Annotated in this window: 19 protein-coding genes; 1 reads left to right on the top strand and 18 read right to left on the bottom strand. The window is 64.8% G+C overall.

Annotation, left to right across the window (positions count from 1 at the left end):
• Window positions 1-23: 23 nt before the first annotated feature.
• The 6 genes from C4Q27_RS24425 to msuE are packed head-to-tail and all read right to left on the bottom strand — an operon-like array spanning window position 24 to window position 5,624.
• Window positions 24-1,091 (bottom strand): branched-chain amino acid ABC transporter permease, encoded by a 1,068-nt coding sequence (locus C4Q27_RS24425; RefSeq protein ID WP_003253970.1) that lies wholly within the window; start codon window positions 1,089-1,091, stop codon window positions 24-26.
• Window positions 1,092-1,103: 12 nt separating this feature from the next.
• Window positions 1,104-1,985 (bottom strand): branched-chain amino acid ABC transporter permease, encoded by an 882-nt coding sequence (locus C4Q27_RS24420; protein ID WP_012052698.1) that lies wholly within the window; start codon window positions 1,983-1,985, stop codon window positions 1,104-1,106.
• On the bottom strand, window positions 1,961-2,794 hold the full coding sequence (locus C4Q27_RS24415) for an ABC transporter ATP-binding protein (RefSeq protein ID WP_064493304.1): 834 nt from the start codon (window positions 2,792-2,794) through the stop codon (window positions 1,961-1,963). Before C4Q27_RS24415 ends, C4Q27_RS24420 begins: the two co-directional genes overlap by 25 nt.
• 9 nt (window positions 2,795-2,803) lie before the next feature.
• Window positions 2,804-3,934 carry an AMP-binding protein gene (locus C4Q27_RS24410; protein WP_104887481.1) on the bottom strand — a complete coding sequence of 377 codons (1,131 nt, stop codon included), beginning with the start codon at window positions 3,932-3,934 and terminating at the stop codon, window positions 2,804-2,806.
• An 11-nt stretch (window positions 3,935-3,945) separates the two neighbouring features.
• Window positions 3,946-5,037, bottom strand: a complete 1,092-nt coding sequence (sfnG, locus tag C4Q27_RS24405; RefSeq protein WP_020191470.1) for a dimethylsulfone monooxygenase SfnG — start codon at window positions 5,035-5,037, stop codon at window positions 3,946-3,948.
• 26 nt (window positions 5,038-5,063) lie between these two features.
• A complete protein-coding gene (gene msuE, locus C4Q27_RS24400) occupies window positions 5,064-5,624 on the bottom strand; it encodes an FMN reductase (RefSeq protein ID WP_004576525.1) in 561 nt (186 codons plus the stop codon).
• 338 nt (window positions 5,625-5,962) lie between these two features.
• Between msuE and C4Q27_RS24395 the strand changes: the two genes are divergently transcribed.
• Window positions 5,963-7,201, top strand: a complete 1,239-nt coding sequence (locus C4Q27_RS24395; protein ID WP_104887480.1) for an acyl-CoA dehydrogenase family protein — start codon at window positions 5,963-5,965, stop codon at window positions 7,199-7,201.
• A 66-nt stretch (window positions 7,202-7,267) separates the two neighbouring features.
• Here the strand turns inward: C4Q27_RS24395 and C4Q27_RS24390 are convergent, their stop codons facing one another.
• From C4Q27_RS24390 to C4Q27_RS24335, 12 genes are all read right to left on the bottom strand, one after another.
• A complete protein-coding gene (locus C4Q27_RS24390; protein WP_003253977.1) occupies window positions 7,268-8,254 on the bottom strand; it encodes an ABC transporter permease in 987 nt (328 codons plus the stop codon).
• A gap of 1 nt (window position 8,255) precedes the next feature.
• Window positions 8,256-9,233: an ABC transporter permease gene (locus tag C4Q27_RS24385; protein ID WP_104887479.1), complete on the bottom strand. Its 978-nt coding sequence runs from the start codon at window positions 9,231-9,233 to the stop codon at window positions 8,256-8,258.
• A complete protein-coding gene (locus tag C4Q27_RS24380; RefSeq protein WP_003253979.1) occupies window positions 9,217-10,755 on the bottom strand; it encodes a sugar ABC transporter ATP-binding protein in 1,539 nt (512 codons plus the stop codon). Before C4Q27_RS24380 ends, C4Q27_RS24385 begins: the two co-directional genes overlap by 17 nt.
• The gene (locus tag C4Q27_RS24375; protein ID WP_104887478.1) at window positions 10,752-11,780 is read right to left on the bottom strand and encodes a sugar ABC transporter substrate-binding protein; all 1,029 of its coding nucleotides are present in this window, start codon (window positions 11,778-11,780) and stop codon (window positions 10,752-10,754) included. The genes C4Q27_RS24380 and C4Q27_RS24375 overlap by 4 nt, the downstream gene beginning before the upstream one ends.
• Window positions 11,777-12,748 carry a sugar ABC transporter substrate-binding protein gene (locus tag C4Q27_RS24370; protein WP_003253981.1) on the bottom strand — a complete coding sequence of 324 codons (972 nt, stop codon included), beginning with the start codon at window positions 12,746-12,748 and terminating at the stop codon, window positions 11,777-11,779. Before C4Q27_RS24370 ends, C4Q27_RS24375 begins: the two co-directional genes overlap by 4 nt.
• A complete protein-coding gene (locus C4Q27_RS24365; protein WP_003253982.1) occupies window positions 12,745-13,131 on the bottom strand; it encodes a hypothetical protein in 387 nt (128 codons plus the stop codon). Before C4Q27_RS24365 ends, C4Q27_RS24370 begins: the two co-directional genes overlap by 4 nt.
• 9 nt (window positions 13,132-13,140) lie before the next feature.
• The gene (locus C4Q27_RS24360; protein ID WP_104887477.1) at window positions 13,141-14,373 is read right to left on the bottom strand and encodes an SfnB family sulfur acquisition oxidoreductase; all 1,233 of its coding nucleotides are present in this window, start codon (window positions 14,371-14,373) and stop codon (window positions 13,141-13,143) included.
• 345 nt (window positions 14,374-14,718) lie between these two features.
• Window positions 14,719-16,068: an OprD family porin gene (locus C4Q27_RS24355; RefSeq protein ID WP_064493308.1), complete on the bottom strand. Its 1,350-nt coding sequence runs from the start codon at window positions 16,066-16,068 to the stop codon at window positions 14,719-14,721.
• 282 nt (window positions 16,069-16,350) lie between these two features.
• Window positions 16,351-17,127: an ABC transporter ATP-binding protein gene (locus tag C4Q27_RS24350; protein WP_064493309.1), complete on the bottom strand. Its 777-nt coding sequence runs from the start codon at window positions 17,125-17,127 to the stop codon at window positions 16,351-16,353.
• Between the two features lie 116 nt (window positions 17,128-17,243).
• The gene (locus C4Q27_RS24345; protein ID WP_104887476.1) at window positions 17,244-18,578 is read right to left on the bottom strand and encodes an ABC transporter substrate-binding protein; all 1,335 of its coding nucleotides are present in this window, start codon (window positions 18,576-18,578) and stop codon (window positions 17,244-17,246) included.
• A gap of 58 nt (window positions 18,579-18,636) precedes the next feature.
• Window positions 18,637-19,977: an ABC transporter substrate-binding protein gene (locus C4Q27_RS24340; protein WP_060538311.1), complete on the bottom strand. Its 1,341-nt coding sequence runs from the start codon at window positions 19,975-19,977 to the stop codon at window positions 18,637-18,639.
• Window positions 19,978-20,055: 78 nt separating this feature from the next.
• Window positions 20,056-21,120: a branched-chain amino acid ABC transporter permease gene (locus tag C4Q27_RS24335; protein WP_003253989.1), complete on the bottom strand. Its 1,065-nt coding sequence runs from the start codon at window positions 21,118-21,120 to the stop codon at window positions 20,056-20,058.
• Between the last annotated feature and the right edge of the window lie 4 nt (window positions 21,121-21,124).

Genomic DNA, 21,124 nt, shown 5'->3' with positions numbered 1-21,124 from the left:
CGAAGCCCGGTGCGAAGGTTCGCTCAGTGGCGCAACGGCCAACGCCGAGTGCGCTCGCGAAAGCGTTGCCAGAGGCGCGCCAGGCCCTCCGGTTCCTTGATCAGGAAGATGATGATCAGCGTGCCGAAGGCCATCTTCTGCAGGTTCTCTATCTGTCCGGCATCGATCAGCCCGGTCGGCAGCAACCCGGCCAGGTTCGACAGCAGCACCGGGAACAGCACGATGAAGGCGGCGCCGAGGAAGTTCCCGAGGATGCTGCCCAGGCCGCCGATAATGATGATGAACAGGATCTGGAACGAGCGGTTCAGGTCGAAGCCGTGTGGCTCCACCGTGCCCAGGTAGGTGAAGGCCCAGAGCGAACCGGCCACGCCGAGGTAGAAGCCGCTGATGGCAAAAGCCAGCAGTTTGGTCTTCAACAGGGGGATGCCGATCACTGCGGCGGCGGTGTCCATGTCGCGCACCGCCATCCAGTTGCGCCCCAGCTCGCTGCGCACCAGGTTGGCGCCCAGCCAGAACAGCGCGCTGACCACCGCCAGGGTCAGCAGGTAGCGCCCGGCCGGCGACGAAAAGTCATACCCGGCCATCAGCAGCGGCGGCGCGCTGATCACCCCCGAGGCACTGTCGTTGCTGAACCAACTGAAGCGGGTCAGCGCCCATGGCACGAAGAACTGCGCCGCCAGTGTCGACACCAGCAGATAGAAGCCCTTGATGCGCAGGCTTGGCAGGCCGAACACCACGGCCACCAGCGCCGCCACCAGGCCGCCGAGCAGCAGGCTGGCCAGCAGCGGCAGCCACGCCACGCGCAGCTCGAAATTATAGGCCGCGAAGGCACCTACTGCCATGAACGCCGCCGAACCCAAGGACAGTTGCCCGGCATAACCGGTCAGCAGGTTCAGCCCTAGGCCGGCCAGCGACAGCAGTAGAAATGGGATCAGGATGGCACTGAACCAGTAATCGTTGCCCAGCAACGGCACGCCGATGAAGGCGAACAGGACCAAGGCCGCCAGGCCCAGCCGATCCTGGCGCAGGCGGAAGAATCGTCGGTCGTCGGCGTAACGCACGCTGAACTGGCCCGCTTCTCGATACAGCATGATCGACGCTCCTCAGACTCGCTCGATGGCGCGCTCGCCGAACAGCCCAGCCGGACGCACCAGCAGGAACAGCAGGGCCAGCACATAGGGAAACCAGTTTTCGATGCCGCCGCCGATGAGCGGCCCGAGGTACACCTCGGCGAGCTTCTCCGAAGCGCCGATGATCAGGCCGCCGACGATCGCCCCGCTGATCGAGGTGAAGCCGCCGATGATCAGCACCGGCAGGGCCTTGAGCACCACCAGCGAGAGCGAGAACTGCACCCCCAGGCGCGCGCCCCACAGCAGCCCGGCGACCAGCCCGACGAACCCGGCCACCGCCCAGACCACCGCCCACACCCTCGGCAGGCGGATACCGACGCTCATCGCCGCGCGGGGATCGTCGGCCACCGCACGCAGCGCCAGGCCGATGCGCGTGCGGTTGAACAGCAAGGACAGTAGCACCACCAGGGCCGCCGCCGTTGCGGCGGCGAACAGGTCGAACTGCGACAGCAGCAGGCCACCCAGCTCCAGCGGCGCGTCGCTGATGGCCAGCTCCAGGCCGTGAACCTGAGCGCCCCACAGGGCCTGGGCGGCGCCCTCGATGATGTAGGCCAGGCCGAGCGTGGCCATGAACAGGGTAATCGGCGAACGCCCGACCAATGGCCGCAGTACCGCCCGTTCGATCAGCAGCGCCAGGGCGATCATCGTCGCCAGGGTGACGAGAAAGGACAGCCAGAACGGCACGCCGCGCTCCAGCAGGCTGACGAAGGTCAGCGCGGCGAACAGTACCATCGCCCCCTGGGCGAAGTTGAACACACCGCTGGCTTTGTAGATCAGCACGAAACCGATGGCCACCAGGGAGTACATCACCCCGGCCAGCAGGCCACCGATCAGCACTTCGAAAAAGAATGCCATGTCGCGCTCCTGTGTGGGGACAGCCCCGAAGCTGCCGCCGGGCGGACACCCAGATAGGCCGCGATCACGTCGGGGTTGCGGCGAACCTGCTCGGGGGAGCCGTCGCCGATCTTGCGGCCGTAATCGAGCACCACCACATGGTGGGAAATGCCCATGACCACGCCGATGTCGTGCTCGATCAGCACCACCGTCATGCCGAACTCGCGGTTGATCTCAACGATGAAGCGGCTCATCTCGCGCTTCTCCTCGGCATTCATCCCGGCCATCGGCTCGTCGAGCAGCAGCAGGCGGGGCTCGGCGGCCAGCGCACGGGCCAGCTCGACCCGCTTCTGCAGGCCATAGGGCAAGGTGCCAACGATTTCGTCACGCCACGGCTGGATGCGCAGAAACTCGATTACCCGCTCGGCGGCGGCGCGTTGGCGATCGTCCTCGCCCGGCGCGCGGCCGATGCGCAACGCCTGCTCCAGCCAGGAACTGCGGCGCTTGAGGTTGCGCCCGGTGAGCACGTTGTCGAGCACGCTCATGCCCTTGAACAGCGCGATGTTCTGGAAGGTGCGAGCGATGCCGCCGCGTGCCGCTGCATGTGGGTGCATCACCCGACGCTGCTGCCCGGCGAAACGAATGCGCCCCTGCTGCGCCCGGTAGACGCCATTGATGATGTTCAGCAGTGAGCTCTTGCCCGCGCCATTGGGCCCGATCAGCGCACAGATCTCGCCTTCGGCGACACTGAAGCCAATGTCGCTAATGGCCTTCACACCCTTGAACGACAGGCTGATGCCCTCCAGTTCCAGCAACGGGGAATTCGACATGAACACTCCTCAGACGGGCTGAACCCGGCTTTGCGACCGAGCAGCGAGGGATGAACGGGGGCTACGCACGGCCTGCCAGCGGGGCGCCTCCCGCCAGATACGCGGCGCCACCCCAAGGGCGGCGAAGAACGCCTGCACCTCGCCCGGCAGGGCCTCACCGACCAGCAGCGGCACCCGGGTGCGGCTCAGGCCCAGCACATCGCGCAGCGGCCGACGCAGCAACACGTGGCCAAGGCCGTTGCGCAGCAACCCACCGCGCGCGTAAAGCGCCCAGTCCAGCCCGCGCCGCAGCAGGCTGCCCGGCAGCGGTAGACGCTGCTGCGCCAGTGCATACAGGCGGCCGTAGCTGTCGTGGGTGCCGAGTACCAGGGTCGGGCCGAGTTCACGGCGGTCGGTGTCGCGGGTCGCCAGGCTCTCCGGAAAATTCATCCGAAAGCCTGCCAGCAGCCAAGGCGCCAGCAGGTAGCGGGCCTGGCCGCTGGTGGCGAAGTTGCGGGAGGCCAAGGCTTCCTCGGCCGCCGTCAGGCGCTCCTGTTCGACCAGCCGACGCCCCTCGCCCAGCACCTCGGCATGGCTGAGCCCGTGCTGCTGAAGTTGGCCATCGGCATCCAGCCGGTGAAAGCTGAACGCTGGGCGCTCGCTCTGCGCCTGCACCGCCAAGGCAGGATCGGGCAGCTGCGCGGCCAGGCGAGCGTAATTCGGCAACCCGGAATCCGCCAGGCCACGGCCATCGGCGTAGAACAGCAATGCCGGTACATGACCGCTCGCCAGCACCCGCTCGACCTCCTCCTGACCTTCGGCAAAGACGAAACCGGCCTGCAGTTCACGCAACAGCGTCAGTTGCTCCGCGTCGGGCATCAGCGGATCGAGCAGTGCCGCGACGCCGCCCAGCCACTGCGCCGCCAGGCTTGCGAGCAGCGCCTCAGGGCGCGGCCGGCTGACGATCAGCAGACTGTCGCCGGCCGCGAAGCCGGCCTCGCGCAGCCCGGTGGCCAGGCTCTGCACCTCGGCCAGCAGTTGCACCCAGCTGCGCGCCTGCCACAGGCCTAGACGCTTGTGGCGCAACGCAACGTTCGCCCCACGTTGATGTGCCCGGGCCAGCAAGCTGGCCGGCAGGTTGTCCGCGAGCGCCTCATGCATGGCCACGCACCTCAGGCCACAGCGAGGGAGGCATGCTTCTCCTGCTCCAGTTCGCGCACCAGCGGCAACACATGCTTGCCGAAGTACTCGACCTCTTCCTGGAAGTGCAGGAAGCCGGAGAGGATCAGGTCGACGCCGACCGCCTTGAGCGCGACGATGCGTTCGGCGATCTGCCGTGGCGTACCGATCAGGTTGGTCTTGAAGCCGTCGTTGTACTGCACCAGGTCTTCGAAGGTCGACTTGGCCCAGTTGCCCTCGCCTTCCGGGCTGGCCGCACCGGCGTTCTTCACTTCACTGCCAAAGCCGTTGACCGCCTCCGGGTCGGCCTTGGCGATGATCTCTGCCAGCACCGCGCGGGCCTCTTCCTCGGTGTCGCGGGCGATGATGAAAGCGTTTACCCCGACCTTCACCGAATGCCCGTTGGCCGCTGCCTTGGTGCGGATATCGTCGACCTGGGTCTTGATGCCCTCGACACTGTTGCCATTGGTGAAGTACCAGTCGGAGACCCTCGAGGCCATGTCGCGCGCGGCCCGTGAGCTCCCGCCCTGGAAGATTTCCGGGTGCGGTTGCTGCAGCGGCTTGGGCTTGAGGGTGTAGTCGTTGAAACGGTAGAAATCGCCGTGGAAGCTGAAATTGTCCTGGGTCCAGATGCCCTTCAGGGCACGAATGAACTCCTCGGATCGGCGATAGCGCTCATCATGGTCCAGCCATGGCTCGCCGATGGCGCGGAACTCGCCCTTGAACCAGCCGGACACCACGTTGATGGCGATGCGGCCCGCGGTGAACTGGTCGATGCTTGCCAATTGCTTGGCTGCCAATACCGGCGTCCAGGGTCCGGGCAGGATCGCGGCGATCACCTTGAGTTTTTCGGTGGCGGCCAGCAGCGCGTGGCTGATGGTTACCGACTCGTGCTGGTTGTCAGCGCCATAGCCGGCGGTGAAGCGGATCTGCGAAAGCGCGTACTCGAACCCGGAACGCTCGGCAATCTGCGCCAGCTTGCGGTTGTAATCGATGTCCCAACTGGTGCGTTGTTCGATCTTGCTGACAACGAGGCCACCGCTGACGTTAGGAACCCAGTAGGCGAATTTGATCGGTTGGCTCATGGCGATGTCTCCTGTAACTCGGAAAGTCAGGCCGCGCGGGCGACCGGGATATGAAAGAAGGCGCCGACGGTGTCGAGTACCCGCTCGATCCGTTCGAACTGCGCAGGGTCAGCCAGGCGCTGATCGTCGAAAGACTCGACACTGGCGTACAGCCCGTACGGCAGGGTGTGGGCCTGGAAGAAAGCGAATAGCGGGCGCAACTGGTGATCGATCATCAAGGCATGTCGTTCGCTACCACCGGTGGCGGCAAGCACCACGGGCACGCCCTTGAGCGACTGGTGATCGACCAGGTCGAACAGGTGCTTGAACAAACCGGTGTAGGACGCGCGATACACCGGGCTGCCGACCAGTAGCAGGTCGGCTTGCTCGATGGCCTGCAAATGCGGTTGCAGGTCAGCCGAGGCGCTATCGCGCTCCAGCGAACCGGCCAGGCTGGCGGACAGTTCGGCGATGCGCACCCAGTGCACCTCCAGCTTCGGCAACACGGCCGGCAGCCGCTCCACCAGGGCCTGCAGCAGACCATGGGTGCGTGATGGGGCCCGCAGGCTGCCGGACACCACCACGACCCTGATAACACGTGCGTTCATGCTCATCCCTCCTTGCCCAGCGGGCATTACCTGAGGGAGCTTCAGCAGCAACCGTGCCAACCAATAAAAACATTTAAATTCAAGTACTTGAACGCTAGCGCTAGCAGCCTGAACTGTCTTTTGGCCAACAAGCTGTTGAACCACTGACCCTCGGCCAACAGTTGCCCCGGAAAACGCAATTGACCGCCCACCAACAGTCATTCAGCAAGCTGTCGGCGAGCGAACAGCCCGCCCCACCAGAATGATCACAACCCGTTGATTTAAAAGGCATTCACTGCAAGGCACGAAGTTTGCGAGAGCGTCACCGTCAGCAATCGCATCAATCGAGGAGAACTGCGATGACCGCCCAAGCCCCACTGCCCCACCTGTCTACCGGTACCCACTACGAATCCCTTGCCGCCCGCTTCCGCCCCATCTTTGCCCGCATCGCCGAATCCAGCGTGGCACGCGAGCGCAACCGCACCCTGCCCCATGAGCCCATCCAGTGGCTCAAGGAAGCCGGCTTCGGCGCCGTGCGTGTACCCGTCGAACAGGGCGGTGCCGGCGCTTCCCTGCCACAGTTGTTCCAGCTGCTGATCGAACTGGCCGAAGCCGACTCCAATGTGCCGCAGGCACTGCGCGGGCATTTTGCTTTTGTCGAGGACCGCCTCAACGCCCATGCCAGCACACCACAGGACGTCTGGTTCAAACGCTTCGTCGACGGCGATCTGGTGGGCTGCGCCTGGACGGAGGTGGGCGCAGTGAAGATCGGCGACGTCAGCACCCGGGTGTCGCGCCAGGGTGATCAGTGGGTGGTCAATGGCACCAAGTACTACAGCACCGGCAGCCTCTTCTCCGACTGGATCGACCTGTTCGCCCGCCGAGACGACACCGGTGGCGACGTGATCGCAGCGATCCGTACCCGCCAACCCGGCATCACCCAGAGCGACGACTGGGATGGTTTTGGCCAGCGCACCACCGGCAGCGGCACCTCGGTGTTCGAGAACGCGGTGGTCGAGGAAGAGAACATCATCGACTTCGCCACCCGCTTCAAATATCAGACGGCCTTCTACCAACTGGTGCTGCTCGCCGTCATCGTCGGTTCCGGCCGCGCCGCCGTGCGTGACTTCAGCCAGGAAACCAGCAAGCGCACGCGCGTGTTCAGCCATGGCAATGGCGCAGCGGTAAGCGAGGATCCGCAGGTATTGCAGGTTATCGGCAAGGCCTCCGCCCTGATCTACGCCGCCGAGGCAGGCACCCTGCGCGCCAGCGAGGCCGCGCAGCAAGCCTACCTGGCGCGTTTCGGCAATGACGAGAACGCCGAGCGCAAGGCCAACATCGCCGCCGAACTGGAATCGGCCCAGGCCCAGGTGGCGGCCATCGAATGGGTGCTGCGTGCCACCAGCGACCTGTTCAACACCCTCGGCGCCTCCGGTACCAGCACCACCAAACAGCTCGATCGCCACTGGCGCAACGCCCGTACTGCCGCCTCGCACAACCCGGTGATCTACAAGGAACGCATCATCGGCGACTGGCACGTCAATGGCAGCGAACCGCCCTATGTCTGGCAGATCGGTGGCGGTGCCAAGCAGTCCTGAAAGCATGGCCTGGGGCACACCCCCAGGCCTCGTCACGGCACTGGCGTTTCGCCCGAAACGCCAGAACTAGCCAGCGCCGAGCCGCCGACTGGCAAAACTGAACAGCAGAACCGAGAGAATCAGAACGCCGGTGGCCACCTGCTGCCAGAAGAAATTCCAGCCGATCAGCAGCAGACCGTTGGCCGTGACGTTGAGAAATAGCACACCGAGCAGTGTACCGGGTACGTTGACCCGGTTGTGCAGGCTCAGCGTGGCACCGATGAAGACCGCACCGATGGCATTCATCAGGAAGGCATTGCCGGACATCGGCGCGTAGGCGTTCACCGTGGCCGGCAGCAGGATGCCCGCCAGCGCGCTGGCAAAGGCACTGGCGATGAACACCAGGGCAGCGATACGTCGCTGCGCCAGGCCCGAATAACGCGCCACCAGTGGCTGGCTGCCAAGGACGATGATCTCCCGGCCTAAGCGGCCACGCGCCAATACCACGCCATACACCAGCGCCAACAGTGCCACCAGCAGCAAGGGTAGCGGCACGCCGAGCAAGCGCTCACTGGCCAAGCCGCTGCGCACCTGCGCCTCCAGGTAGATCGGTTGTCCGCCATCGGAAAGCAGCTTTTGCACGCTGCTGCCAATGAACAGTGTGCCAAGGGTGGCCAGAAAAGGGGAAATACGCAGCCCGGCGATCAGCCCGGCATTGAACAACCCGGCCAGGCTGCCAGCCAGCAGCCCACCGGGAATCGCGACATAGAGCCCGAAGCCGGCATTGAGCAGCAGGACGAAGGTCAGCGCCGAGAAGTCCAGCGCAGTGCCGACTGACAGGTCAATGCCACCCGCGGCGATGGCGTAGGTCATGCCGATGGCGACGATGGCCAGCAGCACGAAATTGTTCAATAACAGGCTGGACAGGTTGCCGACGGTGAGAAAGCCGGGTGCCTTCAACGCGAAGAACAGTAGAACGGCGGCGAACAGCGTCGGCATGACCAGGCGCAGCAACGCCCGGCCAGAGAGCCCGGTCAGACCGGCAGGCTGCGGGGCGGATAACGAATCGGACATCTCAGGCCTCCTTGTTGCGCAAACCGGACAGGGCCACCACCAGCAGGATCAGGACACCCTGCACGCCGTCGACCCAGAAGCTGGAAATATTCAGAAGCTGGAAGCCGTTGATCAGCACCCCGACCAGCATCGTTGCCAGCAGCGTGCCGCCGATGCTCGGCTGCAGACGCTGGGAGAAGATCACCCCAAGAAAAGCGATGGCCACCACCGACAGCAGCATCTCGCCGGAGCCGGTGGTGCTGCCGCTGAACCAGGCCGCTGAACAAAACGCGGCCAGGCTGCCGCACAGGCCGCTGATCAGGTAGCTGGCGAACACGTAGCCACGCACCGACAGGCCAGCGGCATTAGCCGCCTCCGGGTATTCGCCGATGGCGTACAGACGCAAGCCGAATGGCGTGTACTGCATCAACACGATCAGCACGCCACCGACCGCCAGCAGCACCCAGGCCAGGGCTGGCACGCCGAGCCAACTACCGAAGGCCAGCCCTTCCAGCAACGGCGAAGAGCTAGGCAGCACGGTGTTTTCGGTCAGCACCAGTTCCAGCCCGGCCACCAGGTTCATCGTGGCCAGGGTTGCCAGCAGCGGCGGCAAACGGAAACCGACCACCACCAGCGCATTCAGCGTGCCGATGGCCAGGCCAGTGCCAAGCGTCGCGGCGATGCTGACAACATCGCCGAAACCGGCGTTGTTCAGGCTGGCATAGACCGCAGCGGACAACCCGAGGTTGGCCGCCAGCGACAGATCAAGCCCACCGGACACCACGTTCGAGCCGCCGCCGATGATCACCGTGGTCAGGCCGAAGGCAAGGCTGCCGAGGATCGCCGACTGGGCCAGCACATTGACCAGGTTGCTCGGGGTGAGGAAGTTCGGCGCACTGAGGGCGAAGGCCAGCAGGATCGCGGCGAAGGCCAGCAGCGCGCCACGGCGCAGCAGCCACTGCGCGAATCGCGGGTGGAAGGCATCAGATAGCAATGGCATAGGCATAGAAAGGTCGTTCCTCGTTCTGCGCGCGTTGCGCGCCGGTAGCCACCGCCAGCAGGCGGTCACTGTTCGCCTCGCCAGCGGCGAAACGTGCGGCGATGGCGCCGCGGTGCATGACATGAATGCGGTCGCAGAGGCCGATCAACTCCGGCAGGTCGGACGAGAGGATCAACACCCCGGCGCCCTCCTTCACCAGTTCACCGATCAGCCGATAGATCTCCACCTTGGCGCCAACATCGATGCCAACGCTGGGCTCGTCCAGCAGGTACAGGCTGGAACACCGCGCGAACCACTTGGCCAGCGCCACCTTCTGCTGATTGCCACCGCTGAGCTGACGCACCTTGGCATGCGCGCCAGGGGCCTTGATCCTCAGGCGCTCGATCAGCTCCAGGGTGGTATGCCGCTCGCGCGCCGGCGACAGCAGCCCCAGGCGGACGAAGCGCGACAGTGCCGCCAGGGTGGTGTTCTCCTGCACGCTCAGGTCGAGCGCCACGCCTTGCCGACGGCGCTCCTCGGGCATCAGCGCGACGCCCTGGGCGACAGCCTCGCGCGGGCTGCGCAAGGACAACGGTTGCCCGTCCAGGCGCACCTCGCCGCTGTCCGGTGGCGCCAGGCCGAACAGGCTGCGTAGCAACTCCTTGGCGCCCGAGCCCACCAGCCCGGTGAGGCCGACGATCTCGCCACGGCGCACCTGCAGGTCGATGCCCTGGTAGGCCCGTGCCCGACCCAGCCCGCGTACGTCGAGCAACAGCGCACCGGCAGGCACCGCTACCTTGGGGTACAGCTCGCCGACTTCGCGGTTGACCATCAGGCGGGTGATCTGCTCCAGCGACGTGTTGCGCGGGGAGACTTCAGCGACATCGCGACCGTTGCGCAGTACCGTCACGCGGTCGCACAGGGCCTCGATTTCCTGCAGGTAATGGGAGATGTAGACGATCGCCAGGCCATCGTCACGCAGGCGCTGGACGATCCGCAGCAAACGCTCCACCTCACGCTGCACCAGGGCCACGCTGGGTTCGTCGAACACCAGCACACGCGGTTTGATCAGCAGCGCGCGGACGATCTGCACCATCTGTTGCTCGGCGCTGCTCAGTTCACCGATCAGCGCATTCGCCGGCAGTCGCAGGCCGAAGTAGTCGTCCAGCAGACGCGCGGCCTCGCGCTGCTGGGAGCGGCGATCGAGCAAGGGCCCGAATCGCCGTTCGTGGCCGAAGAACAAGGCTTCACCCACGGTGAAACGGGCCGGCAACAAGCGTTCCTGGTGGATGAAGCCAATGCCCAGGCGCTCCACCTGGCGCGGGCTGAAATGCCCGTGCGGCTGGCCGTCGAGCAGCAGGCTGCCGGCGTCCGGGCGGTGGATGCCGGCCAGCACCTTGATCAGCGTAGACTTGCCGGCGCCGTTCTCGCCCACCAGACCGTGCACGCTGCCCGCCGCCACCCGCAGGCTGGCGCCGTCGAGCGCCCGGGTGGCACCGAAGGTCTTGACGATGCCACGCAGCTCCAGCACCGGCGTACTCATGCGTCGCCTCGGATGCGTTTGACGTCATCGACGTTGCCCGCCGTGGTCAGCAGGGTCTCGACGAAGGTTTCGGGCGGCAGATCGTGCTCGCCGGCCAGGTAGCGGGCGACGTTATGCACCGCCGTCCGGCCAATCAACGCAGGCTGCTGCGCCACCACTGCAGCCACCGGGCTGCCGGGCTGGCGCAGCAGTTCCAGCACCTCGGGCGTACCGTCGACGCCATAGGTGCGCACTTCATTGCGCCCGGCTTCGATCAGCGCCTGGCTGGCACCGAGCTGCGGCAGATCCCAGGCCGCCCAGATCGCGTCGAGCTCACCCTTGGGGTACTTGTTGAGCAAGGCGGCAACCTGACTGCGGGCATCCTGCACGGTGTTGGGAATCACGTCGCGCAACTCCGGCTGGATGAACTCGATCTGCGGGTAGAACTTGCTCACCAGCTTCAACTGGTCATAGCGAATGCCGCAGCTCGGCACGCCATAGAAGCCATTGAACAGCAGCACCCTGCCCTTGCCGCGCAGATCGGCCACCAACTGCTTGGCCAGCAGCAAACCCGTGCTCCAGTTGTCTGCGGAAATCGTATTGACCGCGTACTGCGACGGCACCTCGATGGTGAACAGCGGGATGCCGGCGGCGCTGATGCGCTTGAACCAGGGCTCGATGATGCTCAGCGTGCCGAGGGTGTGAATCACTGCATCGGGCTTCTGCGTCACCAGATTCTGCAACTGGGTCACCATGGCCTTGTCGTTGCGCCCGGCATCCAGGGTGATCGGCGTGCCGCCCAGGCGCTGTACCTCCTCGACCTGCGCCTTGAAGGCCCGGCTGTCGAAGTAGATGCTGGTGCCCACGGTGCTGATGGCGATGCGCTTGCCCTTGAGCGAAGGCACTGTGGCACTGGCCCCGGCACCGCTGTCGGCTTCAGCCGCCATGGCGCGGGTCAATGGTGCGGCAAGCCCGAGAGCGAGCATCGCCGAAGACGCGCCGAGCAGGCCGCGCCGGGAAATGCCGGAGCAGTCGTTGTCACTCATTGGTCACCTCGCAGGTGCTTGACCTGAGCCAGGTTGTCGCGGGTCGTCAATAGCGCGGCGACATGGGTTTCCTTCGGCAGATCACGCTGGCCGGCCAGATAGCGGGCAACGTTGCGCACGGCGGTGCGGCCGATCAGGTCGGGCTGCTGCGCAACCACCGCGCCGATGGGCGAGTTGTCAGGGGCGAGCAGCTCCAGTACCTCCGGCGTGCCGTCCACACCATAGGTGCGGATCTCACTGCGCCCGGCGTCGATCAGCGCCTGGCTGGCGCCGAGCTGAGGGATGTCCCAGGCCGACCAGATGGCGGCGATATCGCCCTTGGGGTACTTGTTCAGGAGCGCGGCGATCTGGCTGCGGGCGTCCTGCACGGTGTTGGGAATCACGTCACGCAGCTCCGGCTGGACGATCTGCAATTGCGGATGATCGGCCAGTACCTTCTTCAACTCGTCGTAGCGGATCGCACAGACCGGCACCCCGTAGAAGCCGTTGAACACCAGGATGCGGCCCTTGCCGCCGGTGTCGCGAACCAGCTGTTCGGCCAACGCGCGGCCGGCCGCGACGTTGTCCGAGGTGGTGTTGTTGAGGCTGTACTGCGATGGCACATCAATGGTGAACAGCGGGATACCTGCTGCCTGGATGCGCTTGAGCCAGGGGTCGATCACGCTCAGGGTGCCGAGGGTCTGAATCACCGCATCGGGCTTTTGCGTGACCACCGTGTTCAGTTGTGTGACCAGATTGCGGTCGTTGCGCCCGGCGTCGAGGGTGATCGGCGTGCCGCCCAGGCGCTTGATCTCATTGACCTGCGCCTGGAACGCCTTGATGTCGAAGTAATGACTGGTGCCAGTCATGCTCACGGCAATGCGCTTGCCGGCCAGCGACGGCACGGCCTCGCCCTCCTCCTCGGCTTGTGTCAGGCCGCCCGCCAATGCAAGAACCAGGGCGGTGAGCAACGTCAGGATTCGACTCATGCTTGCACCCTTTGCTGATCTGCCAAGGCGGCGCCGTTGAGGTAGTGGTCGCCGAGCAGTCGCCGTTGAGTGGGCAGTGCCGGTTCGGCGCTGCCCGGCTGCGGACGCGGCAGACTACTGCCCACCAGTTCGAAATGCGTCTGCGCGGCCAGGCGCGCGGCCTCGGCGGCGCCCAAACGAAAAGCGATGGCGGCCGACTGCGAGGCGTCGGCGCGTGCCAGCAACGCGTCGGCGGCGTCGATACGGATGCGCAACTCGCCGACTGCAGCGATGACCAGCGCTTCATGGCGAGCACTCTGCCCGCGCAGGTAGTCAAGCAGAGCTGCCTCGACATGACGAGCGTGGGCCAGGTCACCCCGGCCTTGGGAATGGGTGTTGGACATGGCGTGACCTCAGTTCCAGGAATGACGTTGCGGCTTGATGCCGTTGAGCAATTGATTGCCGACCAGGTGGTACTTCCAGCGCACCGGGTCATGCAGCGTGTGGGTGCGCGCATTGCGCCAGAAGCGGTCCAGCCCCTGGCTGGCCGAGACGCTGCGCGTGCCGCCCAGCTCCAGCAGGCGACTGGACGCCTCAAGGGAAATCTCGGTAGACAGCACCTTGGCCTGGCCGACCACCACTGAGGCTTCAGCAACGAGCTCTTCGCCAGGCTCGGCGACGGCGCGATCGACCGCCTCGGCAGCGCGCTGCAAGATCGCCTCGGCCGCCTGCAGGCGCCAGGCCAGCTCGCCGATTAGCGCCTGGCCAAGTGGATCCTGCCAGCCGTGCTGCAAGCCGCTGTCGACCCACGGGCGTGCCTGACGCGCCACGCGCAGGGTTTCGGCAAAGGCGCCACGGGCGATGCCGGTGTCCACGGCGGCCTGGATGATCTGCGAGATCGGGCCATCAGCGGTTGGCTGGTCGTAGGCCTTCCAGGCCGGTATCACCTCGCTCGCTGGCACTCGCACGCCTTCGATACGCACCTGGCCGCTGGCTGTGATGCGCTGGCCGAAGCCATCCCAACTGTCGATCACCGTCAGGCCAGCTGCATCGCGTGGCACGAAGGCGATGTGCGGGCGGCCCTCCTCGTCGACACCCGCGACCGGGACGATGTGGGCGAACAGTGCCCCCGTGCAGTAGGCCTTCTCGCCATCGAGCACGGCGCTGTCGCCGTCGAAGCGGATCTGCGTCTGGAAGGTGGTGACGTACTGGCTGCGCGCTTCGGAAAAGGCGTTACCGAAACGGTAGCCTTGCAGCACCTTGGCGTAGTAGCGGCGCTTCTGCGCCTCGCTGCCGGTCAGGCCGAGGTTGCTGAGCACACCAAAGTGGTTCTGCGGCAACTGGCCGAGCGATGAATCGGCGGCGGAGATGGTCGCGATCACCTCGCTGAGGGTGACATAAGATACCCCGGCGCCGCCGTGCGCCTTGGGCACGCTGATTGCCCACAGACCGCTTTCGGAAAAGCGCTCCAGTTCTTCCCAGGGCAGGCGCCGCTCGCGATCACGCCAGGCTGCCTCACGGGCAAAATCCTCGGCCAAGCGCTGCGCCACCTCGATGGCTTCGGCGTCGCTACGGATGATCTGTGCCGGGCGCCGAGGCGCCGAGCTGAACTGCTCGCGCAGATCGGCGGGTTGTGACTGAGTCATGTGTTGCTCCAAGCGTGATGGATTCTCCAGGGCTACTGCACAGCCCGTACCAACCTGGAAAATCCTTCATATTCAATGACTTGATGCGCAATCCAGATAATTGGAAAAGCACCTGTGGCGGCAAACTGTGGATTGGCTGTTGCCGGGCGGACACTTGCCTCAGACCTGTTCACGACCTGCTGCGCGTCGGCCCTCCTGCGTTAAAAAAGGCTGGAGCGCCAGCGTGGTCGGACTGCTCATTTACAGCGGATGAAGTCGAGCGCGACTCCGACCGCGCCGCGCCTGTTTTTGCGGGGCCGCCATCGGTGTTACATGGCGTTATCTCGCGAGATCGTGAGCAGGTTCTCAGAGGCTGATATCCAGCGGGTACTGGACGATCAGGCGCAGTTCGTCGACGTTGGACTCGGCGACGTGATCGCCACCGACGCGGTGGGTGGCCTGCATCAGGTTGAACGAGAGGTCCTTGGCCGGCCCACTCTGCAGCACGTACTTCAGCCACAGGTTGCGCTCCCAGTGGCGGCCGTCCTCGGTACCATTGAAGTAGCTGTAAGCGCCCCCCGCGCGCGTACCGTCGATGTCGGTACCGCGCACGTAGCGGGCCGTCAGGCTCAGCCCTGGCACGCCAAGCGTGGCGAAGTCATAGTCGTAACGGGCTTCCCAGGCTCGCTCATTGGGGTTGTTGAAGTCGGAAACCTGCGAGGCGGCATCCAGTTGCAGGTCATAGGTGTTCCACACGTAGTCGAACGGCGTGTCGCCATCGATGCGTGTGTAGGACAGCTTGAAGCCATGAGCGCCGGCAGCCAGACCGGCATGCACGCTCCATGAGTCGTTGTCGATCTGGCCGGCCAGCGCCTGGCCGCTGTCACGGGTGCGGTAATAATTGAGGCCGGTCTTCAGGCTCAGCTCGCTACCCAGCGGCTGCACATGGTCGACGCTGAAGAACGACTGGTTCCATACGTCGTCGAGGCGGCTGCTGTGCAGGCGCAAGGTGAGCTGATCGTTGAACGAGTAATCGCCACCCAGGTACACCACATCGTTGGCGCCCTTGATACGCCCGGCATAGACGGTGCCGAGATCACCACGGTGGTTGCTGGCGTTGCGGTCACTGCTCGACTCCAGCTTGCCGCCCTGCAGGCTCAGGCCATCCAGCGAGTTGTTGTTGAAGATGAAGCCGCGCAGTGTCTGCGGCAGCAGGCGAATGTCGCTGGCGTGCAGCACCGGGCTGGTCGGGCTTACGTCGCCATAGCGCAGTTCGGTGTCGAAGGCGCGCACCTTGAGCGCGGCGCCAACCTTGCCGTAGCTGTCCTTGGGCTCGCCATCGAAGTTGCTCCCCGAGCGCGACACGATGCCAGGCACGCCGACACCATTGCCGACTGCCCCATTGCCGCCATCGAGCTTGAGCCCGACCAGCCCCTGCACATCCACGCCGAAGCCGACAGTGCCACGGGTGAAACCGGATTGCAGATTGGCGATGATGCCGTGGCCCCATTCACGATGCAGGCTCTGCCGCTGACCATTGTTGGGGTTGAGGGTGAAGTCGCCGTTGCGATAGTCCTGGCTGAAGAAGAAGTTGCGGTTGAGCACATGGATCTGCGTGCCGTCGATGAAGCCTTCATCATCGCTGTCGGCAAACGCGGGGCCGGCCAGCAGGATGGCCAGAGAAAGAGCTGTTCTGTAGCAAGCGGTAGAGCGCATGGCAGTGATCCTTGGAATGACGAGGTAGGCGCCTTTCCAGGCGCTGCAAATCCAGTTGTTCCAACAACCATGCCAACAGAAAAAATCATTGTTATTCAATCAGTTGAACAATCTACTCAACAATATGATGCACCGTCTGCGGAGCAATCTGCACAACTGCTGTTGCCGGCGCCACAGCGCTTTCGTCAGGAAAAAAAACGCGGCCTGGGCCGCGTTGAATGGAACATCACCTACTCAGTAAAAGGCGGTATAACCACAGCGTTCCACAGCCGTCGCCACCGCTCAGTCAGCCTTGCCGCCCAGGTAGAAATGCTGAATATCTTCCCGCGCGGCCAGCTCGGCAGCACTGCCCTCACCCACCACCCGGCCGTTCTCCAGGATGTAGGCATGGCTAGCATGGCGCAGGGCAACGTTGATGTTCTGCTCGGCCACCAGAAAGCTCACGCCCTCCTGCGCATTGAGCTGGGCGACGATGGCGAAGATCTCCTCGACGAGGATCGGCGCCAAGCCCATCGAGGGTTCGTCGAGCAGCACCAGGCGCGGTTTGGTCATCAGCGCGCGGCCGATGGCGAGCATCTGCTGCTCACCGCCGGAAGTCAGCCCAGCCTGAGTCTTGCGCTTGGTCTTCAAGCGCGGGAACCAGGCATAGATGCGCTCCAGATCCTGCTCCAGTTGGCGCCGCGTCGGGTTACGCAGGAAGCCGCCACTGCGCAGGTTTTCCTCGATGGTCAGGTGGGCGAACACATGCCGTCCTTCCAGCACATGGACGATACCCTGGCGTGCCAGCAGGTTGGCCGCGACACCGGCGGTGTCCTGCCCCTGGAAGCGGATATGGCCACGGCTGACCTGCGCCCGGTCGGCCTGCACCAGGCCGGAAATAGCCTTGAGTGTGGTGCTCTTGCCAGCACCGTTGGCGCCTAGCAAGGCGACGATATCGCCCTGCCCGACCTGCAGGGATACACCGGCCACGGCGAGGATCGCGCCGTCGTAGATCACTTCGATGTCCTCCACTGCCAGCAGCTCGCTGCTGACGGCGGCTGGAAGAGTCGCACTGGTCATGGATTGTTGCCCTCTGGTCGTCGTTCAGCGGGCGGCGCCTGCCGCCCCAAAGCCTTGAAATGCGTTGCCCGTGCCGGTCGCGGCTAAAGCCCCTGCCACAGGTGAAAAGCGAGCGCTCACGGCGCGTCACACGCACGGGGGGGCACGCCTTTCTCTTTCGCGTACTCGGCAGCCTTGGCGTCGATCAGGGGGCGCAGGGTGACATGATCGGCCTGCACCCAATCGGTGATCAGCTTCCACTGCTGGCCATCCCACTGCTGCACCTTGACGGCACCGCCACCCTCGTGGTCGCTGCACGACAGCTTCAGCGGCTGCATCAGCCCCAGGAAACCGATCGCCTTGAGCCGCGCATCGTCGAGATCGAGGTGTTCCAAGCCCCAGCGACCTTCTTCGCCATTGAGCGGCCGCGGTCCGAAGTGCTTCTGCGCGGCGCGGATCGCCTCGACGGCGATGGCGGCATTCACCAGGCCGGAGTTGTAGTACACGCTGCCGAAGCTCTTCGGATCCTTGAGGTCGCTCTTGCCCTTGTCGAGGATGTGTTCCTTGATGCGCTGGTGGATGTCGAAGTCGGCACCGCCCGGATAGGGCGTCAGGGCCAGATAACCCTTGCCCGCCTCGCCGGCCGGCAGCACATCTTCATTGGAGCTGGCCCAGATGTCGCCAATGATGCGATCGACCGGAAAGCCGAAGCGCGCCGCGGTCTTGATCGCCACCGGGGTGGACACGCCCCAGGTGCGCAGGAATACCCAGTCCGGCTTGAGCTGGCGCACCTGGCGCCACTGCGAGGCCTGCTCGTTACCCGGGTCGGCGACGGGAATCTGGATGTTCTCGAAGCCGTACTTCTCCGCCAGCAGCTTCAGCGGCCCCTGGGTTTCCCGGCCATAGGCGGAGTCGTGGTAGACGGTGGCAATCTTCTTGCCCTTGAGCTTGTCCAGCCCACCCTCGCGCTCGGCCACGTAGTTGATGAATGCCGAAGCCTCGCTGTAGAAGGTCAGCATCACCGGGAAGTTGTAGGGAAAGACGCGGCCATCGGTGGCCTCGGTACGACCATAGCCGAGGGTGATCAGCGGGATCCGGTCGGCCTCGGCCTTGTCCGCCAGGGCATAGGCAGCCGGCGCACCATTGGGCTGGTAGACCGCTACCGGAGCGCCATTGAGGCCGTTCTTGAAGCGCTCGTAGCACTCGATGCCCTTCTCCGCCGTCCACTCGGTCTCACACTCCTGCCAGACCAGCTTGACGCCATTGATGCCGCCTTCGACGTCGTTGATGTAGCGCAGGTAGTCGATCATCCCGGCCCACACCGGAATGCCGCTGGAGGCATAGGCACCGACTCGGTAGGTGGCTAGCGGGAAGAATTGTTCATTGGCCGCCTGGGCCGCCGACGGCATCGCGGCGTAGCTCGCGAGCGCCAGGCCAAAGGCGGCGACACCGCGTTTAAGCGTTGCATACATGGTCTTTCTCCTCAGGCGCCCAGCCCACGCGACGGTGGCCGGGCGCAGGTCATGGGGGTTATTGCTCGTTGGCGCAATTACGCGGGGTGATGCCCTTCTCCTGGGCATAGGCGGCGGACTTGGCCTCGATCAGCGGACGCAAGGTGGTGCGGTCGGCCTGGATCCAGTCGGTCACCAGCACCCATTTCTCGCCGTCCCACTGCTGAACGCGGGCCGCACCACCGCCCTCGTGATCAGAGCAGGACAGCTGCAGCGGTGGCAGCAGCCCTTCGAAGCCACTGGCCTTGAGGCGCGCGGCGTCGATATTCAGGTGCTCGAAGCCCCAGCGCGCTTCCTCACCATTGAGCGGGCGGTTGCCAAACTTGCCCTGGGCGGTGCGCAGCGCCTCGACGGCAATCGCGGCATTGATCAGGCCGATGTTGTAGTACACCTTGCCGAAGTAGCGCTTATCCTTCAGGTCGCTCTTGCCAACATCGAGGATGTGCTGGCGCAGGCGCTGGTGAATCTCGAAACCGTCGCCACCGGGGAACGGCGCCAGGGCCTGGTAGCCCTTGGCCGCCGTGCCGGCTGGGAGCACGTCGGCCTCGGAGCCGGCCCAGACGTCGCCGATGATGCGCTCCACCGGGATGCCGAAGCGTGCGGCCGTCTTTATGCCAACCGGAGTGGACACGCCCCAGGTACGCAGGAACACCCAATCTGGCTTGATCTGCCGCACCTGGCGCCACTGCGCCGACTGCTCATTGCCCGGATCGGCCACCGGGATCTGGATGTTCTCGAAGCCGTATGTTTCCGCCAGCAGCTTCATCGGCGCTTGGGTTTCCCGGCCATACGCCGAGTCGTGGTAGACGGTGACGATCTTCTTGCCCTTGAGCTTGTCGAAGCCGCCCTCGCGCTCGGCGATGTAGTTGATGCCCACCGAGGCCTGCCCGTAGTAGTTCAGCAGCAGTGGGAAGGCATAGGGGAACACGCTGCCGTCGGTAGACTCGGTGCGCCCGCCGGCACCATCGATCAGCGGGATGCGGTCGGCCGCGCCCTTCTCCATCAGCGCATAGGAGCCCGGAGTGCTGTGGGTGAAGAAGAACGCCGTCGGCGCGCCATCCTTGCCATCTTTGTAGCGCTCGTAGCACTCGACGATACGGTCGACGTTCCACTCGGTCTCGCACTCCTGCCAGACCAGCTTGACGCCGTTGATGCCGCCTTCCACCTCGTTGATGTAACGGAAGTAGTCGATCTCTCCGGCCCACCAGGGAATCCCGCTGGAGGCATAGGCGCCGACCCGGTAGGTGGCCATGGGAATGAACTGCTGGTTGTCGGCGGCCTGGGTGACGACCGGAGACAGGGCCTGGGCGCCGAGCACAAAGAGGCTGACGAGCAGGTGACGATGCAAGGGTTTGCGCATGGTGTGAACTTCTTGTGCTGGGGTGAAAGCCTCCTTTCCCGCGGTCGGGTCAAGGTTCATGGAAAGAGGCGGTCGTGCTCAGAATCGCAGCGGCCAGACCCTGATGCGTTCGCGCAGGTCGCCGAGCAGGCGTACCAGGCCTTCCGGCTCCTTGATCAGGAACCAGATGATCAGGCTGCCAAAGAGGATCTTCTGCAGGTTCTGCAATTGCCCGGCATCGACATTGCCGCCGAACAGCCACTGCCCGGCATGGCTGAGCAGAATCGGTGTGAGGCTGATGAAAGCCGCGCCGATGAAATTGCCGGCGATGCTGCCCATGCCACCGATGATGATGATGAAGAGGATCTGGAACGAGCGGTTGATATCAAAGCTGCCGGCACTGGACGTGCCCAGGTAGGCGAAGGCCCAGAGCGCCCCGGCGATGCCCAGGTAGAATGAGCTGACGGCAAAGGCCAGGCGTTTGTAGCGCTCCACCGGAATGCCGATCACAGAGGCGGCGGTGTCCATGTCGCGGATCGCCATCCAGTTGCGCCCGACCTGGCTGCGCACCAGGTTGACCGCGACCCAGGTCAGCAGCACCACGCAGCTCAGGGTCAGCAGGTAGCGACCTACCGGCGAGGCCAGGCTGTGGCCGAACAACTCCAGGCGCGGTGCGCTGATGGTGCCGGACGAGGCATGGTTGTAGAACCAGGGAAACTTGGCGAACACCCATTCGAGGAAGAACTGCGCAGCCAGCGTGGTGACCATCAGGTAGAAACCCTTGATCCGCGAACTGGGTATGCCGAACAGCAAGCCGACCAGGCCGGCAATCAGCCCGCCGCCGATCAGCGCCAGCGGCAAAGGGAGCCCAGGCACACGCAGCAGCAGGCCGTAGGTGGCGAAGGCGCCCACCGCCATAAAGCCGGCGGCACCGACCGAGGTCTGCCCGGTGTAGCCGGTCAGCAAGTTCAGCCCCAGCCCGGCCAGCGACAGCACCAGGAAGGGAATCAGGATCGCGTTGAGCCAGTAGTCGTTGCCCAGCCAGGGCAAGCCGACGAAGGCCACCAGCAGCAACAACGGCAGGCCCACTGGCCAGCGACGGCGCACCAGGGTCAGCGGCGCCTCGTCGAAGCCGGCGCCCAAGCGTGAAACGGTAGCGGTCATTGCG

Origin of the sequence: Pseudomonas sp. SWI36, from assembly GCF_002948105.1 — a bacterium.
Lineage (GTDB): Bacteria > Pseudomonadota > Gammaproteobacteria > Pseudomonadales > Pseudomonadaceae > Aquipseudomonas > Aquipseudomonas alloputida.
Note: the sequence above shows the minus strand (reverse complement) of the source record. Positions and strands in the feature narration are given on the sequence as shown.